The sequence below is a fragment of the Pseudomonas sp. GW822-FHT06B12 genome (genome assembly GCF_058799675.1).
The window spans coordinates 97057-111781 of record NZ_JBXALR010000003.1; the positions used below are offsets into that span (position 1 = coordinate 97057).

The 14725-nt window shown below is 59.8% G+C and carries 14 protein-coding genes and 1 pseudogene; 14 read left to right on the forward strand and 1 reads right to left on the reverse strand.

The window, feature by feature from the left end; translation table 11 throughout:
• Nucleotides 1–13: 13 nt before the first annotated feature.
• The 14 genes from flhA to AC1RKH_RS07905 all read left to right on the forward strand — a co-directional run bounded on the left by flhA (nt 14) and on the right by AC1RKH_RS07905 (nt 14429).
• Complete coding sequence (gene flhA, locus AC1RKH_RS07840; protein WP_123423315.1) at nt 14–2143, forward strand: flagellar biosynthesis protein FlhA; 2130 nt, start codon at nt 14–16, stop codon at nt 2141–2143.
• A gap of 11 nt (nt 2144–2154) precedes the next feature.
• Complete coding sequence (gene flhF, locus AC1RKH_RS07845) at nt 2155–3486, forward strand: flagellar biosynthesis GTPase FlhF (protein ID WP_493063680.1); 1332 nt, start codon at nt 2155–2157, stop codon at nt 3484–3486.
• 114 nt (nt 3487–3600) lie between these two features.
• Nucleotides 3601–4431, forward strand: coding sequence for a flagellar synthesis regulator FleN (fleN, locus tag AC1RKH_RS07850; protein ID WP_019692370.1), 831 nt, complete (start codon nt 3601–3603; stop codon nt 4429–4431).
• Nucleotides 4428–5168 (forward strand): RNA polymerase sigma factor FliA, encoded by a 741-nt coding sequence (fliA, locus tag AC1RKH_RS07855; protein ID WP_007894214.1) that lies wholly within the window; start codon nt 4428–4430, stop codon nt 5166–5168. Before fleN ends, fliA begins: the two co-directional genes overlap by 4 nt.
• Before the next feature lie 166 nt (nt 5169–5334).
• Entirely contained in the window at nt 5335–5706 is a 372-nt protein-coding gene (locus AC1RKH_RS07860; RefSeq protein ID WP_008006721.1) for a chemotaxis response regulator CheY, read from the forward strand.
• A gap of 31 nt (nt 5707–5737) precedes the next feature.
• Nucleotides 5738–6526: a protein phosphatase CheZ gene (locus AC1RKH_RS07865; RefSeq protein WP_493063679.1), complete on the forward strand. Its 789-nt coding sequence runs from the start codon at nt 5738–5740 to the stop codon at nt 6524–6526.
• A 13-nt stretch (nt 6527–6539) separates the two neighbouring features.
• Nucleotides 6540–8765 (forward strand): chemotaxis protein CheA, encoded by a 2226-nt coding sequence (locus tag AC1RKH_RS07870; RefSeq protein WP_493063678.1) that lies wholly within the window; start codon nt 6540–6542, stop codon nt 8763–8765.
• Nucleotides 8766–8814: 49 nt separating this feature from the next.
• On the forward strand, nt 8815–9957 hold the full coding sequence (locus tag AC1RKH_RS07875) for a protein-glutamate methylesterase/protein-glutamine glutaminase (RefSeq protein WP_493063677.1): 1143 nt from the start codon (nt 8815–8817) through the stop codon (nt 9955–9957).
• Entirely contained in the window at nt 9957–10697 is a 741-nt protein-coding gene (locus AC1RKH_RS07880) for a flagellar motor protein (protein ID WP_493063676.1), read from the forward strand. Before AC1RKH_RS07875 ends, AC1RKH_RS07880 begins: the two co-directional genes overlap by 1 nt.
• Nucleotides 10698–10712: 15 nt before the next feature.
• Nucleotides 10713–11600: a flagellar motor protein MotD gene (motD, locus tag AC1RKH_RS07885; protein WP_123423309.1), complete on the forward strand. Its 888-nt coding sequence runs from the start codon at nt 10713–10715 to the stop codon at nt 11598–11600.
• 50 nt (nt 11601–11650) lie between these two features.
• A complete protein-coding gene (locus AC1RKH_RS07890) occupies nt 11651–12439 on the forward strand; it encodes a ParA family protein (protein ID WP_054596306.1) in 789 nt (262 codons plus the stop codon).
• 120 nt (nt 12440–12559) lie between these two features.
• Entirely contained in the window at nt 12560–13474 is a 915-nt protein-coding gene (locus AC1RKH_RS07895; RefSeq protein ID WP_493063675.1) for a CheW domain-containing protein, read from the forward strand.
• A gap of 76 nt (nt 13475–13550) precedes the next feature.
• Complete coding sequence (locus tag AC1RKH_RS07900; protein WP_008024622.1) at nt 13551–14036, forward strand: chemotaxis protein CheW; 486 nt, start codon at nt 13551–13553, stop codon at nt 14034–14036.
• Nucleotides 14037–14429 carry a DUF2802 domain-containing protein gene (locus AC1RKH_RS07905; RefSeq protein WP_493063674.1) on the forward strand — a complete coding sequence of 131 codons (393 nt, stop codon included), beginning with the start codon at nt 14037–14039 and terminating at the stop codon, nt 14427–14429.
• A gap of 134 nt (nt 14430–14563) precedes the next feature.
• Here AC1RKH_RS07905 and AC1RKH_RS07910 read toward each other — a convergent pair.
• Nucleotides 14564–14650, reverse strand: a pseudogene (locus tag AC1RKH_RS07910) (EscU/YscU/HrcU family type III secretion system export apparatus switch protein); the annotation flags it as partial.
• Nucleotides 14651–14725: the final 75 nt, after the last annotated feature.

The window sequence follows — 14725 nt, forward strand, 5'->3', positions numbered from 1 at the left end:
ACGGGGAATACCGGTGGATCGCTCTCAGTTAATCAACAGTGCCCGCAGCAACCTGGCAGACCTCAGTCGAGGCAATCTGGGTGTGCCGCTGTTGCTGTTGGTCATGCTGGCAATGATGATGTTGCCGGTCCCGCCGTTCCTGCTCGACGTGTTCTTCACCTTCAACATTGCGCTGTCGATTGTCGTGCTGCTGGTCTGTGTCTACGCCTTGCGGCCGCTGGACTTTGCGGTGTTTCCGACGATCCTGCTGGTCGCCACGCTGTTGCGACTGGCGCTGAACGTGGCCTCGACCCGGGTGGTCATGCTCCACGGTCAGGACGGCCATGCCTCCGCCGGCAAGGTGATTCAGGCTTTCGGCGAGGTGGTGATTGGCGGTAACTACGTGGTTGGTATCGTGGTCTTCGCGATTTTGATGATCATCAACTTCGTCGTGGTCACCAAAGGTGCCGGGCGGATTTCCGAGGTCAGCGCGCGCTTCACCCTCGATGCGATGCCGGGCAAGCAGATGGCTATCGATGCCGACTTGAACGCCGGCCTGATCGATCAGCCCGCCGCCAAGCTGCGCCGTATGGAAGTCGCCCAAGAGGCCGAGTTCTATGGTTCGATGGACGGTGCCAGCAAGTTCGTGCGCGGTGACGCCATCGCCGGCCTGCTGATTCTGTTCATCAACCTGATTGGTGGTATGGCGGTCGGGATTTTCCAGCACGGCATGACCTTCGGTGATGCCGGCAAGGTTTACGCACTGTTGACCATTGGTGACGGTTTGGTGGCGCAATTGCCATCACTGCTGCTGTCCACCGCTGCGGCGATCATGGTGACCCGTGCTTCCGGTTCGGAAGACATGGGCAAACAGATCAATCGGCAGATGTTTGCTTCGCCAAAAGCGTTGGCGGTGGCGGCCGGTTTGATGGCGGTCATGGGCCTGGTGCCGGGCATGCCGCACTTCTCGTTTCTCAGCATGGCGGCCGTGGCCGCGGGTGCCGCGTATCTGTTCTGGAAGAAACAGAACATCGTCAAGGTTCAGGCTCTGGAAGAGGTCAAGCGCCAGCAGGAGCTGCTGCCGTCGCCGGCGCGGGCCATGGAAACCAAAGAGCTGGGCTGGGATGACGTGACCCCGATCGACATGATCGGCCTGGAAGTCGGTTACCGGCTGATTCCGCTGGTGGACCGCAACCAGGGTGGTCAGTTGCTGGCGCGGATCAAGGGCGTGCGCAAGAAGCTTTCCCAGGACCTCGGCTTCCTGATGCCGACGGTGCATATTCGCGACAACCTCGACCTGGCGCCGAGTGCTTACCGCCTGACCTTGATGGGGGTGATCCTCGCCGAGGCGGAGATTTATCCGGATCGCGAGCTGGCGATCAATCCCGGGCAGGTCTACGGCACACTCAATGGCATTACCGCCAAAGATCCGGCCTTTGGGCTGGAGGCGGTCTGGATCGAAATCAGTCAGCGTCCGCAGGCGCAGTCTCTGGGGTACACCGTGGTCGATGCCAGCACGGTGGTGGCGACTCACCTCAACCAGATTCTGTACAAGCACTCCAGTGAACTGATCGGCCACGAAGAAGTTCAGCAGCTCATGCAGTTGCTGGCCAAAAGTTCGCCAAAGCTGGCCGAAGAGCTGGTGCCGGGCGTTGTTTCGCTGTCGCAACTGCTCAAAGTGCTGCAAGCCTTGTTGGCCGAACAGGTTCCGGTTCGCGACATTCGCAGCATTGCCGAGGCCATCGCGAACAATGCTTCCAAGAGTCAAGATACTGCCGCTTTGGTGGCCGCCGTCCGCGTTGGCGTATCGCGCGCTATCGTCCAAAGCATTGTAGGCACTGAGTCCGAGCTGCCTGTGATCACCTTGGAGCCAAGGTTGGAACAAATATTGCTCAATAGTCTTCAGAAGGCAGGACAAGGCTCGGAAGAGGGCGTTCTGCTGGAGCCAAGCATGGCAGAGAAGCTGCAGCGCTCGTTGATCGAAGCCGCGCAGCGTCAGGAAATGCAAGGTCAACCGGTGATTCTGCTGGTAGCGGGTCCGGTACGCGCGATGCTCTCGCGGTTCGGACGTCTGGCAGTCCCGGGGTTGCATGTGTTGGCGTATCAGGAAATCCCTGACAACAAGCAAGTGACCATCGTTGCGACAGTAGGGCCCAACGGCTGAGGTAGTGGTTTATGCAAGTTAAGCGTTTTTTCGCCGCCGATATGCGTCAGGCCATGAAGCTGGTTCGCGATGAGCTGGGCGCTGATGCCGCCATTATCGGTAATCGCCGGATCGCCGGTGGTGTCGAGCTGACGGCTGCCCTGGATTACAAGCTGTCGGCGCTGGCCCCGCGTGTGCCAAACATTGAACTCGAAGACGAGCTGCGCAAGACCCAGTCGCGGATTGTCACGGCGCAGGCTGAGTTGAGCCTGCGTGGCGACGGTGAGGGTGACGCGAGTGCCGGCACCAATCGCCAGCTATTCGCCGGCCTGCCGCTGACCGCTGCCGAACCTTTGATCGAGCCGACCTTCGCTGAGCGGCCGCGTCCTGCGCCAGCGCCTGCGCCGTCCGCCGGGGTAGACCCGCGAGCCTTCGACTCGATGCGTTTCGAGCTCAATGGGCTGCGCGAATTGCTGGAAGTGCAGTTGGGCTCGCTGGCCTGGAACCAGCTGCAAGGCAGTCGCCCGCAGCAAGCCAACCTCTGGCGTCGCCTGCAACGCATTGGCCTGTCCGGCCCGCTGTCGCGCGATCTGCTGGAGCTGATTACCGAAATTGAAGAACCTCGTCAGGCCTGGCGCATGCTGTTGGCGCACCTGGCGCGGATGATCGTCACCCCCGAGATCGAACCGCTGGAAGAGGGCGGCGTGATTGCCATGGTCGGCCCTGCCGGCATGGGCAAGACCACGACGCTGGCCAAGCTGGCCGCACGTTACGTGCTCAAGTACGGCGCGCAGAACATCGCGCTGGTGAGCATGGACAGCTACCGCATCGGTGCTCAGGAACAACTCAAGACCCTGGGGCGTATCCTCAATGTCTCGGTGACTCACGTCGACCCGGGCCAGTCCCTGGCGCAAGCCCTTGATCCGCTGCTGCGCAAGCGTGTGGTGTTGATCGACACCGCCGGCCTGCAAGCCAGTGATCCGGCATTGCGCATGCAGCTGGAAAGCCTGGCCGGTCGCGGGATCAAATCGAAGAATTATCTGGTGCTGGCCACTACCAGCCAGAAACAGGTGCTGACTGCCGCTTATCACAGTTACAAGCGGTGCGGGCTGGCAGGCTGCATCCTGACTAAACTGGATGAAACAGCGAGTCTGGGCGAAGTGTTGAGCCTGGCGATCAGTCACGAATTACCTGTCGCTTATCTGACTGATGGGCCACGGATTCCAGATGATCTACATTTACCCCGCCGGCATCAGTTGGTCAGTCGCGCCGTAAGCGTGCAGATGCAGGAAGAACCCAGCGAAGAAGCCATGGCTGATATGTTCGCTGACCTCTACCACAGCCCGACCAAGCGCGTCGGCTGAGGTAATAATGAATAGATTTGTATCTACATCGATGGCCTGCCATGCATTGTTCCGAAGTGAGCGCGCAGCCAGTCATGTAGCCCGCGTCTAAGCAAGACAAGGTAAAGAACGAACATGGGCAGCATGCATCCCGTACAGGTGATCGCAGTGACCGGCGGCAAAGGTGGCGTCGGGAAGACTAATGTGTCAGTGAACTTGTCCCTGGCTCTTGCTGAGCTCGGCCGGCGCGTCATGCTGCTGGACGCCGATCTGGGGCTGGCGAACGTCGACGTCCTGCTGGGGCTCACGCCCAAGCGTACGCTGGCCGACGTCATCGAAGGCCGCTGTGAGCTGCGCGATGTATTACTTCAGGGGCCGGGCGGAATTCGTATTGTTCCAGCAGCGTCCGGTACCCAGAGCATGGTTCACCTCAGCCCAGCCCAACATGCTGGCCTGATTCAGGCATTCAGCGACATTGGCGATAACCTCGACGTATTGGTCATCGACACGGCGGCGGGTATTGGTGAGTCGGTCGTCAGTTTCGTTCGCGCGGCCCAGGAAGTGTTGCTGGTGGTTTGCGACGAGCCGACGTCGATCACTGACGCCTACGCGCTGATCAAACTGCTCAACCGCGATTACGGCATGAACCGCTTCCGCGTGCTGGCCAACATGGCGCAAAGCCCGCAGGAAGGACGAAATCTGTTCGCCAAGTTGACCAAGGTCACGGACCGCTTCCTCGACGTCGCCTTACAATACGTCGGTGCGGTGCCTTACGATGAATGCGTGCGCAAGGCGGTGCAGAAACAACGCGCCGTGTATGAAGCCTTTCCTCGTTCCAAATGTGCGCTGGCGTTCAAGGCCATCGCGCAGAAAGTCGATACCTGGCCGCTGCCTGCCAATCCGCGTGGGCATCTGGAGTTTTTCGTCGAGCGTCTGGTGCAGCAAACTGCGGGTCCGGTTCTATGACAGCCAGCGGTTATAACCTGTACAAGAAGTCGGCGCGTGACGCGCAGTACGAACTGATCGAGCGTTACGCGCCACTGGTAAAACGGATTGCCTATCACCTGTTGGCGCGCTTGCCGGCCAGCGTTCAGGTCGAAGACCTGATCCAGGCGGGAATGATCGGTTTGCTTGAAGTGTCGACCAAATACGATGCGAGCAAAGGTGCGAGTTTCGAGACGTACGCGGGGATCCGTATCCGTGGTGCGATGCTCGATGAAGTCCGCAAGGGGGACTGGGCGCCACGCTCGGTCCACCGCAATACCCGGATGGTGAGTGACGCGATTCGCTCAATTGAAGCTAAAACCGGGCGTGACGCTAAAGATCACGAGGTTGCGGCCGAACTCCAATTGAGTCTCGACGATTATTACGGGATTTTGAATGACACCTTGGGCAGTCGCCTGTTCAGCTTCGACGATCTGTTGCAGGACGGCGAGCATGAAGGGCTGCACGAGGATGGCGCGAGTGCTCATCTCGAACCGTCGCGCGACCTGGAAGATGAACGCTTCCAGGCTGCACTGGCGGATGCGATTGCCAATTTGCCGGAGCGTGAGCGACTGGTGTTGGCGCTGTACTACGACGAAGAGCTGAACCTCAAGGAAATCGGTGAGGTCCTGGGGGTCAGCGAATCGCGGGTCAGCCAGTTACACAGCCAGTGCGCGGCCCGTTTGCGGGGGCGTTTGGGGGAGTGGCGAGCGCGCTGACAGCAGTGTGGGGACACTGCGAACGAAACAGGCATGGCGTAAAGCTGTGCCGGTCTCAATCCGTTGTGCTCCAGACAGTCGTTGAGTGCTCTGCCTGATTGATTGAATGGCGTGTCCAGGTGCTGGGCGCGTTTAAGACTGCTTGGAGGTCGAATTGGACAAGAACATGAAAATCCTCATCGTTGATGACTTCTCAACGATGCGGCGGATCATTAAGAACCTGTTGCGTGACCTTGGGTTCACCAACACGGTCGAGGCGGACGACGGTATTACCGCCATTCCCGTCCTCAACAGCGGGAGCATCGACTTTCTGGTAACGGACTGGAACATGCCTGGCATGACCGGTATCGATCTGCTGCGCCATGTGCGCGCCGATGAAAAGCTCAAGCATCTTCCGGTACTGATGGTCACTGCCGAAGCCAAGCGCGAGCAGATCATCGAAGCCGCTCAAGCCGGTGTAAACGGCTATGTGGTCAAACCCTTCACGGCCCAGGCGTTGAAAGAAAAGATCGAAAAAATATTCGAACGCATCGGTTGATGTGCGGAGCCACTGCGCCACGGGGGGAGCTATGGAGCAAAGAGAATCTTCACAGGGCGATTTCGAATCGACCCTGAAAAAACATGCCCAGGAACTGGTCGAAAGCCTTGAAAAGGGCAGGTTCGGCGACGCTGTGCAACTGATCCATGAGCTCAATCAGACCCGTGACCGCGGCCTGTACCAGGAAGTGGGCAAGCTCACTCGTGAACTGCATAGCGCGATCGTCAATTTTCAGATTGACCCGCACATGCCGCAAGCCGAGGAAGTCTCGCAGATCACGGACGCCACCGAGCGCCTGTCTTATGTGGTCAAGCTGACCGAGGCAGCTGCGAACCGCACCATGGACCTGGTCGAGAACAGCGCTCCGCTGGTCAATGGTCTGAGCACCGATGCCCAGGCCTTGAGCGCGGACTGGGGGCGTTTCATGCGTCGCGAAGTCGGCGCCGAAGAGTTCCGCGAGCTGGCCCGGCGTGTCGACGGTTTCCTGACGCGTAGCGTCGAGCAGACTCAGGTCGTCTCGGGCAACCTCAACGATATTCTGCTGGCTCAGGATTACCAGGATCTAACCGGTCAGGTGATCAAGCGCGTGACCCAATTGGTCACCGAAGTCGAAAGCAACCTGCTCAAGCTCGTGCTCATGGCCAGTCAGGTCGACCGCTTTGCGGGCATCGAACATGACCATGAAGCGATGCTGGCTGAAAAAGATCCGCAAAAACATCTCTCGCAGGGTGAAGGTCCGCAGATTCATGCCGATAAACGAGAAGACGTTGTGTCCGGTCAGGACGATGTAGACGATTTGCTTTCCAGCCTTGGATTCTAGGAGCACCCCATACATGAGCTTCGGCGCCGATGAAGAGATCCTTCAGGATTTCCTGGTTGAGGCCGGCGAGATTCTAGAGCAACTGTCCGAGCAACTGGTCGAGCTGGAAAGCCGACCCGATGATGCGGACCTGCTCAATGCAATTTTTCGCGGTTTTCACACTGTAAAAGGGGGCGCCGGCTTCCTCCAGCTCAACGAGCTGGTGGAGTGCTGTCACATCGCCGAGAACGTGTTCGACATCCTGCGCAAGGGTGAGCGTCGCGTCGACTCGGAACTGATGGACGTGGTTCTCGAAGCGCTGGACGCGGTGAACAGCATGTTCAGCGAAGTCCGCGAACGTGCACCAATCACTGCGGCTACGCCGGAACTGCTGGCGGCTCTGGCCCGTCTGGCCGAGCCTCAAACAGCCGATGTGGCGTCTGTTGCTGAAGTGGTCGAAACACCTGCCGCTGAAAGCGAATCGGGCGACATCACCGACAATGAATTCGAACTGCTGCTGGACTCGCTGAACGCGGTCAAGGCTGAGGCCGAAGCATCCGTTGCCCTGGCACCTCAAGCGGCTGCCGGCAGCGATGAAATCACCGATGCCGAGTTCGAGTCGTTGCTCGACCAGCTACACGGTAAAGGCCAGTTCGCCGCCGATGCGGTGGTAGCGCCAACTGCACCGGTTGCCCCGAAAGCGGCAGGCGACAGCTCTGACATTACCGATGACGAATTCGAAGCACTGCTCGATCAGTTGCATGGCAAAGGCAACTTTGCCGTTGATGCACTGGAGTCGGCAATTGCCGCCGTTCCGGCGCCAGCCGCACCTGTGGCCGCGGCCGCCGGCAGCGATCTTATCTCCGATCACGAGTTCGAGTCGCTGCTCGACGAATTGCATGGCAAAGGCAAGTTTACCGAGGTCGGCACAGGTTCTGCTGCGTCGGTGGCGGCACCAGTCGCCAAGGCCGCAGCACCCAAGCCTGTCGCCAAAGCGCCTGAGCCAAAAGCTGAAGCGCCGAAGCCTGCTGCCGCTGCGGCACCGGCCCGTGCACCGGCTTCCCCGCCACCGGAAAAACCGGCCAGTGAAGCCGAGACCACCGTCCGCGTGGATACCGCGCGTCTCGACGAAATCATGAACATGGTCGGCGAGCTGGTACTGGTCCGTAACCGTCTGGTTCGTTTGGGGCTTAACAGCGGCGACGAAGCCATGTCCAAGGCCGTGTCGAACCTCGACGTGGTCACGGCCGACTTGCAGACCGCGGTGATGAAGACCCGGATGCAGCCGATCAAGAAAGTTTTCGGGCGCTTCCCGCGACTGGTTCGCGACCTCGCGCGTCAGTTGAAGAAAGAGATCAACCTGGAACTGGTCGGCGAAGAAACCGACCTCGACAAGAACCTCGTCGAGGCCCTGGCCGACCCGCTGGTCCACTTGGTGCGCAACTCGGTCGACCACGGTATCGAAGAACCGGCTGATCGTGAGGCGATGGGCAAGCCTCGCAGCGGTAAAGTGATTCTGTCCGCAGAACAGGAAGGCGATCACATCCTGCTGTCCATCTCTGATGACGGCAAGGGCATGGACGCTGATGTTTTGCGCGGTATCGCCGTGAAGAAAGGCTTGATGGACAAGGATGCGGCGGACCGTCTCAGCGAGTCCGACTGCTTCAACCTGATCTTCGCGCCGGGTTTCTCGACCAAAACCGAGATCTCCGACGTGTCCGGTCGTGGCGTGGGCATGGACGTGGTGAAAACCAAGATCGCCCAGCTCAACGGCACCATCAATATCTACTCGACCAAGGGCAAGGGCTCGAAGATCGTCATCAAGGTCCCGTTGACCCTGGCGATCATGCCGACGCTGATGGTCATGCTCGGCAATCAGGCCTTCGCCTTCCCGCTGGTCAACGTCAACGAGATCTTCCACCTCGACCTGTCGCGCACCAATGTGGTCGACGGTCAGGAAGTGGTGATCGTACGGGACAAGGCGTTGCCACTGTTTTACCTCAAGCGCTGGCTGGTCAGCTCCGCCGCTCACGAAGAGCAGCGTGAAGGCCATGTGGTGATCCTTTCGGTGGGCACTCAGCGGATCGGCTTCGTCGTCGATCAACTGGTGGGCCAGGAAGAAGTGGTCATCAAGCCATTGGGCAAAATGCTTCAGGGAACCCCGGGCATGTCCGGCGCCACCATTACCGGTGACGGCCGCATCGCCTTGATTCTCGATGTTCCGAGCATGCTCAAGCGTTACGCCGCACGGCGTATTTGATTCTGGTGGAGCGGGGCGACTGAGCCTCGCTCCGTCTAACGGAGTGTTTATGGCAGTCAAAGTCCTGGTGGTGGATGATTCCGGTTTTTTCCGCCGCCGCGTCTCGGAAATTCTCTCAGCGGATCCGAGTATCCAGGTCGTCGGTACGGCGACCAACGGTAAAGAGGCGATCGATCAGGCCCTGGCCCTCAAGCCAGACGTGATCACCATGGACTACGAGATGCCGATGATGGATGGCATCACGGCGGTGCGGCACATCATGCAGCGCTGTCCTACCCCGGTTTTGATGTTCTCCTCGCTGACGCACGAAGGCGCTCGGGTCACCCTCGATGCGCTGGACGCTGGCGCGGTGGATTTCCTGCCGAAGAATTTCGAAGACATCTCGCGCAACCCCGAGAAGGTCAAGCAATTGCTGTGCGAAAAGGTTCACAGCATTTCGCGCAGTAACCGTCGTTTCAGCGCCTACAGCGCCCCGGCTCCAGCCGTCGCGCCTGCCCCGACACCTGCACCGTCGAGTTTCGGCAGTTACGGCAGCAGTGCACCGGCACCTGTACCTGCGCGTCCGGCTCCGGCACCGATTCCTGCGCGCGCACCGGCTGCCAGCGCATCGTCGCCGGCACCGAAACGCAAAGCCTACAAACTGGTTGCCATTGGTACTTCAACTGGTGGCCCGGTGGCGTTGCAGCGGGTGCTGACGCAGCTGCCGGCAAACTTCCCGGCGCCGATCGTGTTGATCCAGCACATGCCGGCGGCCTTCACCAAGGCCTTTGCCGAACGTCTGGACAAGCTCTGCCAGATCAGCGTCAAGGAAGCCGAGGATGGTGACATCCTGCGGCCTGGCCTGGCCTTGCTGGCACCGGGTGGTAAACAAATGATGATCGACGGCCGTGGCGCGGTGAAAATCCTCCCGGGCGACGAGCGTCTGAACTACAAACCGTGCGTGGATATCACTTTCGGTTCGGCGGCCAAGTCCTACGGTGACAAAGTTCTGGCGGTAGTGCTCACCGGCATGGGCGCCGACGGTCGCGAAGGCGCGCGTCTGCTCAAGCAGGGCGGCAGTGCGGTCTGGGCTCAGGATGAAGCCAGTTGCGTGATCTACGGCATGCCGATGGCGATCGTCAAAGCCGATCTGGCAGACGCGATTTACAGCCTTGACGAGATCGGCAAGCACTTGGCCGAGGCGTGCATCTGATGGATGTTTTGAGCCTTATCGGGATCATCATGGCGTTCATCGCCATTATTGGTGGCAACTACCTGGAAGGTGGTCATCTCGGTGCCTTGGCCAATGGCCCTGCGGCGCTGATCGTGCTTGGCGGGACCATCGGCGCTGCGTTGTTGCAGTCGCCGATGAGTGCCTTCAAGCGTGCCATGCAGATTCTCGGCTGGATCCTGTTTCCACCGCGCGTCGACCTGGCCGGCGGCATCGACCGCGTGGTCAACTGGAGCCTTACCGCGCGCAAGGAAGGTTTGCTCGGGCTTGAAGGCGTAGCGGACAGCGAACCCGACAGCTACTCGCGCAAAGGCTTGCAGCTGCTGGTCGATGGCGCTGAACCCGAGTCGATTCGCAGCATTCTGGAAGTGGATTTCTACACCCAGGAAAGCCGTGACATCGAAGCCGCCAAAGTCTTTGAAAGCATGGGCGGCTACGCGCCGACCATCGGCATCATCGGTGCGGTCATGGGCCTGATCCATGTCATGGGTAACCTCGGCGATCCGTCGCAACTGGGCAGCGGCATTGCCGTGGCGTTCGTTGCGACCATCTACGGTGTGGCCAGCGCCAACCTTGTATTGTTGCCGATTGCCAGCAAACTCAAGTCCATCGCATTGCGGCAGTCGCGTTATCGCGAAATGTTGCTGGAAGGCATTCTGTCGATCGCCGAAGGTGAAAACCCTCGCTCCATCGAGTTGAAGCTTCAGGGCTTCATGGACTGATGGGGGGAATGGACTATGGCTCGTCGTCGTCAGCATGATGAACACGTCAACCACGAGCGCTGGCTGGTGTCCTACGCGGACTTCATCACGCTGTTGTTCGCTTTTTTCGTGGTGATGTACTCCATCTCTTCGATCAACGAAGGCAAGTACAAGGAAATTTCCGAAGCGCTGGTGGGGGTTTTTACCAACTCCGACCGCGCCCTCAAGCCGATCCCCATCGGCGACGAGCGTCCGAAGACGGTCACCCCGGCCAAACCGCTGGTCAAGGACAGCGAGCAGATCGATGCCGGCATCGCCCAGGCCAGCAAGGATCCGCTCAAAAGCATTGCAGACGACATCAGTGCAGCGTTTGGCGACTTGATCAGCTCCAATCAGATGACCGTGCGTGGTAACGAGTTGTGGGTCGAAATCGAACTGAATTCCAGCCTGCTGTTCGGCAGCGGTGATGCGATGCCCAGCGATATCGCGTTCAACATCATCGACAAGGTCGCGGCGATTCTGAAGCCGTTCGACAACCCGATTCACGTTGAAGGCTTCACCGACGATCAACCGATCCGCACCGCGCAGTACCCGACCAACTGGGAGCTGTCGTCGGCCCGTTCGGCGAGCATCGTGCGCATGCTCGCCATGCAGGGTGTCAACCCTGGGCGACTGGCCTCGGTGGGTTATGGCGAGTTCCAGCCAGTGGCTAATAACGCGACCACCGAAGGGCGTGCACGTAACCGGCGGGTGGTGCTGGTGGTGTCGCGCAATCTCGATGTACGCCGCAGCCTGACCGGTACCGGGACCGCCAATGCAAAACCCGACGCTGCGTTGAAGCGTGCTGGCACACAAACTGCACCGACGACAGTCAAGTCGCCGGGTCGTGAGAGTGCCGTCAATTCTCCGTCACCCGGCTTATAACGTTGAGCTATTTCTCGGTTGTATCTGTTCAGCCGGGAGGAACGATCTGAATGAGAGTCTGGGCAGTCGCCAATCAAAAGGGTGGTGTTGGTAAAACCACTTCCTCCATCGCTTTAGCCGGTTTGCTGGCTGAGGCGGGCAAGCGCGTGGTTGTGGTCGATCTTGACCCGCACGGCTCCATGACCAGCTACTTCGGTTACGACCCCGACAGCCTGGAACACAGCAGCTACGACCTGTTCCTGCACAAGGGCAGCGTGCCGCAAGGCCTGCCCGGGCAACTGCTGCTGCCGACCAGCGACGAACGTATTTCCCTGTTGCCGTCGAGCACCGCTCTGGCCACCCTCGAACGCCAGTCGCCAGGGCAGAGTGGCCTGGGCCTGGTGATCGCCAAGAGCCTGGCGCAGTTGTGGCAGGACTTCGATTACGCGTTGATCGACAGTCCACCGTTGCTCGGTGTGTTGATGGTCAATGCCTTGGCGGCCAGCCAGCAGTTGGTGATTCCGGTGCAGACCGAGCACCTGGCGGTGAAAGGCCTGGAGCGCATGGTCAACACCCTGGCGATGATCAACCGTTCGCGCAAACAAGCGTTGCCGTTCAGCATCGTGCCGACCTTGTTCGACCGTCGCACCCAGGCCTCGCTGGGAACCTTGCGGGTGCTGCGCGACATGTACCCGGAAGAAATCTGGCAAGGCTACATCCCGGTCGATACCCGACTGCGTGATGCCAGCCGTGCCGGCCTGACACCTTCGCAGTTCGACGGCAAGAGCCGTGGAGTACTGGCTTATCGTGCGTTGCTCAAGCATTTGCTGGCCCAACAACTTGTTCCGCAGGTGGCGTGAGGTGAGTCTTCTTTCTGTAGGAGCTGCCGCAGGTTGCGATCTTTCGATCTTGCTCTGTGGCGCCCTGGAAACCTTTAAAAGATCGCAGCCTTCGGCAGCTCCTGCGGGAGTGGCGTCTCGATGAGCCGGCCAGTAAAAATCACCAGCCGACCGCAACTGGCGTTGCAATCCTATCTGGATGCGTTGTTGCAAGACGCGACCGAGGAATGGCCGTCAGAGGTCGAGGTATTACCCGAAGTCGTAGAAGTCGTAGAAGTCGTCGAGGTCGTCGAGGTCGTCGAAGCCATTGAGGTTCAAGGCGCGCTGGACGAGTTCCAGGCTGCGGTGCTCGAAGAGCAGGCCCGTGATGCGCAAAAGCCAGCGGCTGCGGCGCCCGTTGTAGCGCCAGTTGCCAAGACGCCAAGCGTGGCGCCGGTACTGGACGCGCCCGCAGCGATTCTGGCGCCAGTCTCATCCGTCGCACCGTTGCTGCAAGCGCTGGTCGAGCCGGTGGTCGAAGTTCATCTGCCACCGAGCAACACGCCACCACCAGTGGAAAGCGATGGCCGGCCAAGTTGGGCTGCCGAACCGTTTGAATGCCTGTTGTTCGACGTCGCCGGTTTGACCCTGGCCGTGCCGCTGGTCTGCCTGGGTTCAATCTACCCGTTGGCCGGTCATGAGCTGACGCCGTTGTTCGGTCAGCCGGAATGGTTCCTGGGGATCTTGCCGAGTCAGGCGGGCAACCTGAAGGTGCTGGATACCGCGCGCTGGGTCATGCCCGATCGCTATCGCGATGACTTCCGCCAGGGCCTGCAATACGTGATCTCGGTTCAGGGCTATGAGTGGGGGCTGGCGGTGCATCAGGTCAGCCGCTCGTTGCGCCTGGACCCGAACGAAATCAAATGGCGCAGCCATCGAGGTCAACGGCCATGGCTGGCCGGTACGGTGATTGAGCACATGTGTGCGTTGCTGGATGTCTCGGAGCTGGCGGAGCTGATCGCCAGCGGCGGTGCCAAGCACATGGGCGGCAGCAAACCGTCCCACAAACCTACATAACAAACAACTGGCCGCATACAAGGTGCGGCCGGACAGAACACACACCGCCACAGGCGGTTTTTCGAGGGGTCAGGGTATGAATGATAAGGCGTCGTCTGCAAAGGGTTCCGAAGATCCGATCCTGCAATGGGTAACCTTCAAGCTCGACAATGAAACCTACGGCATCAACGTGATGCGCGTTCAGGAAGTCCTGCGTTACACCGAAATCGCTCCGGTTCCGGGTGCGCCAAGCTATGTGCTGGGCATCATCAACCTGCGCGGCAACGTGGTGACCGTGATCGACACCCGTCAGCGTTTTGGCCTGATGAATGCCGAGATCAGCGACAACACCCGTATCGTGATCATCGAAGCCGACAAGCAAGTGGTCGGGATCATGGTCGACAGCGTGGCTGAAGTGGTTTACCTGCGTCAGTCGGAAATCGAAACCGCGCCTAACGTCGGTAACGAAGAATCGGCCAAGTTCATCCAGGGCGTGTGCAACAAGAACAACGAGCTGCTGATCCTGGTCGAGCTGGACAAGATGATGAGCGAAGAAGAGTGGTCGGAACTGGAGAGTATCTGATTGATTCTCGAGGTTGCTGTCATTGTACTGGGGCTCCTTTGGGTAGGGACCCTGGCGATGTTCCTGGCTTACACCCGTAAACAGCGAGAGCTGGCAGCGCTGCAAGCCCAGCGCGATGCGTTGCGTGATCAGCGCATCAAGGACCTGGCCAAGCGTGTCGACGATTACCAGAACGGTAACGTGCGCATGGGCGAAGACCTGCATGAACTGCGTGCGGTGGTCGGCCCCTTGCCAGACAAGCTGGCCCAGCTCGAACAGCGCGACCCGTCGAGCCTGTCATTCGCTCAGGCGGCACGTCTGGTGGGGATGGGCGCCAGCGTTGACGAATTGACCCAGTCCTGCGGCCTGACCCAGGCAGAGGCGGAGTTGATGAGCAAGTTGCACAGGAGCTGATTTTTGCGATTGGGCTGAGATTGCTATCGCGAGCAAGCTCGCTCCCACAAGGGGGGCGGTGGTGGACACAAAGTGTGTGAACGCCGCCAATTCATTGTGGGAGCGAGCTTGCTCGCGAAGGCGTCCTTGAAACCTCAGTAATCATCCCCGCGTTCTGTCACATCCTTCTCAACCCTCGGCGCATTCGGATCCTGTCCCGCCGGGAGCTTGCCCTTCAGGCTCCGCGTCCTCAGAGCGGGATTACGCTCCCGTAGTCCCCTGCCTATAGTTTTTGCGGATTCCGCCGGCTTGTGATC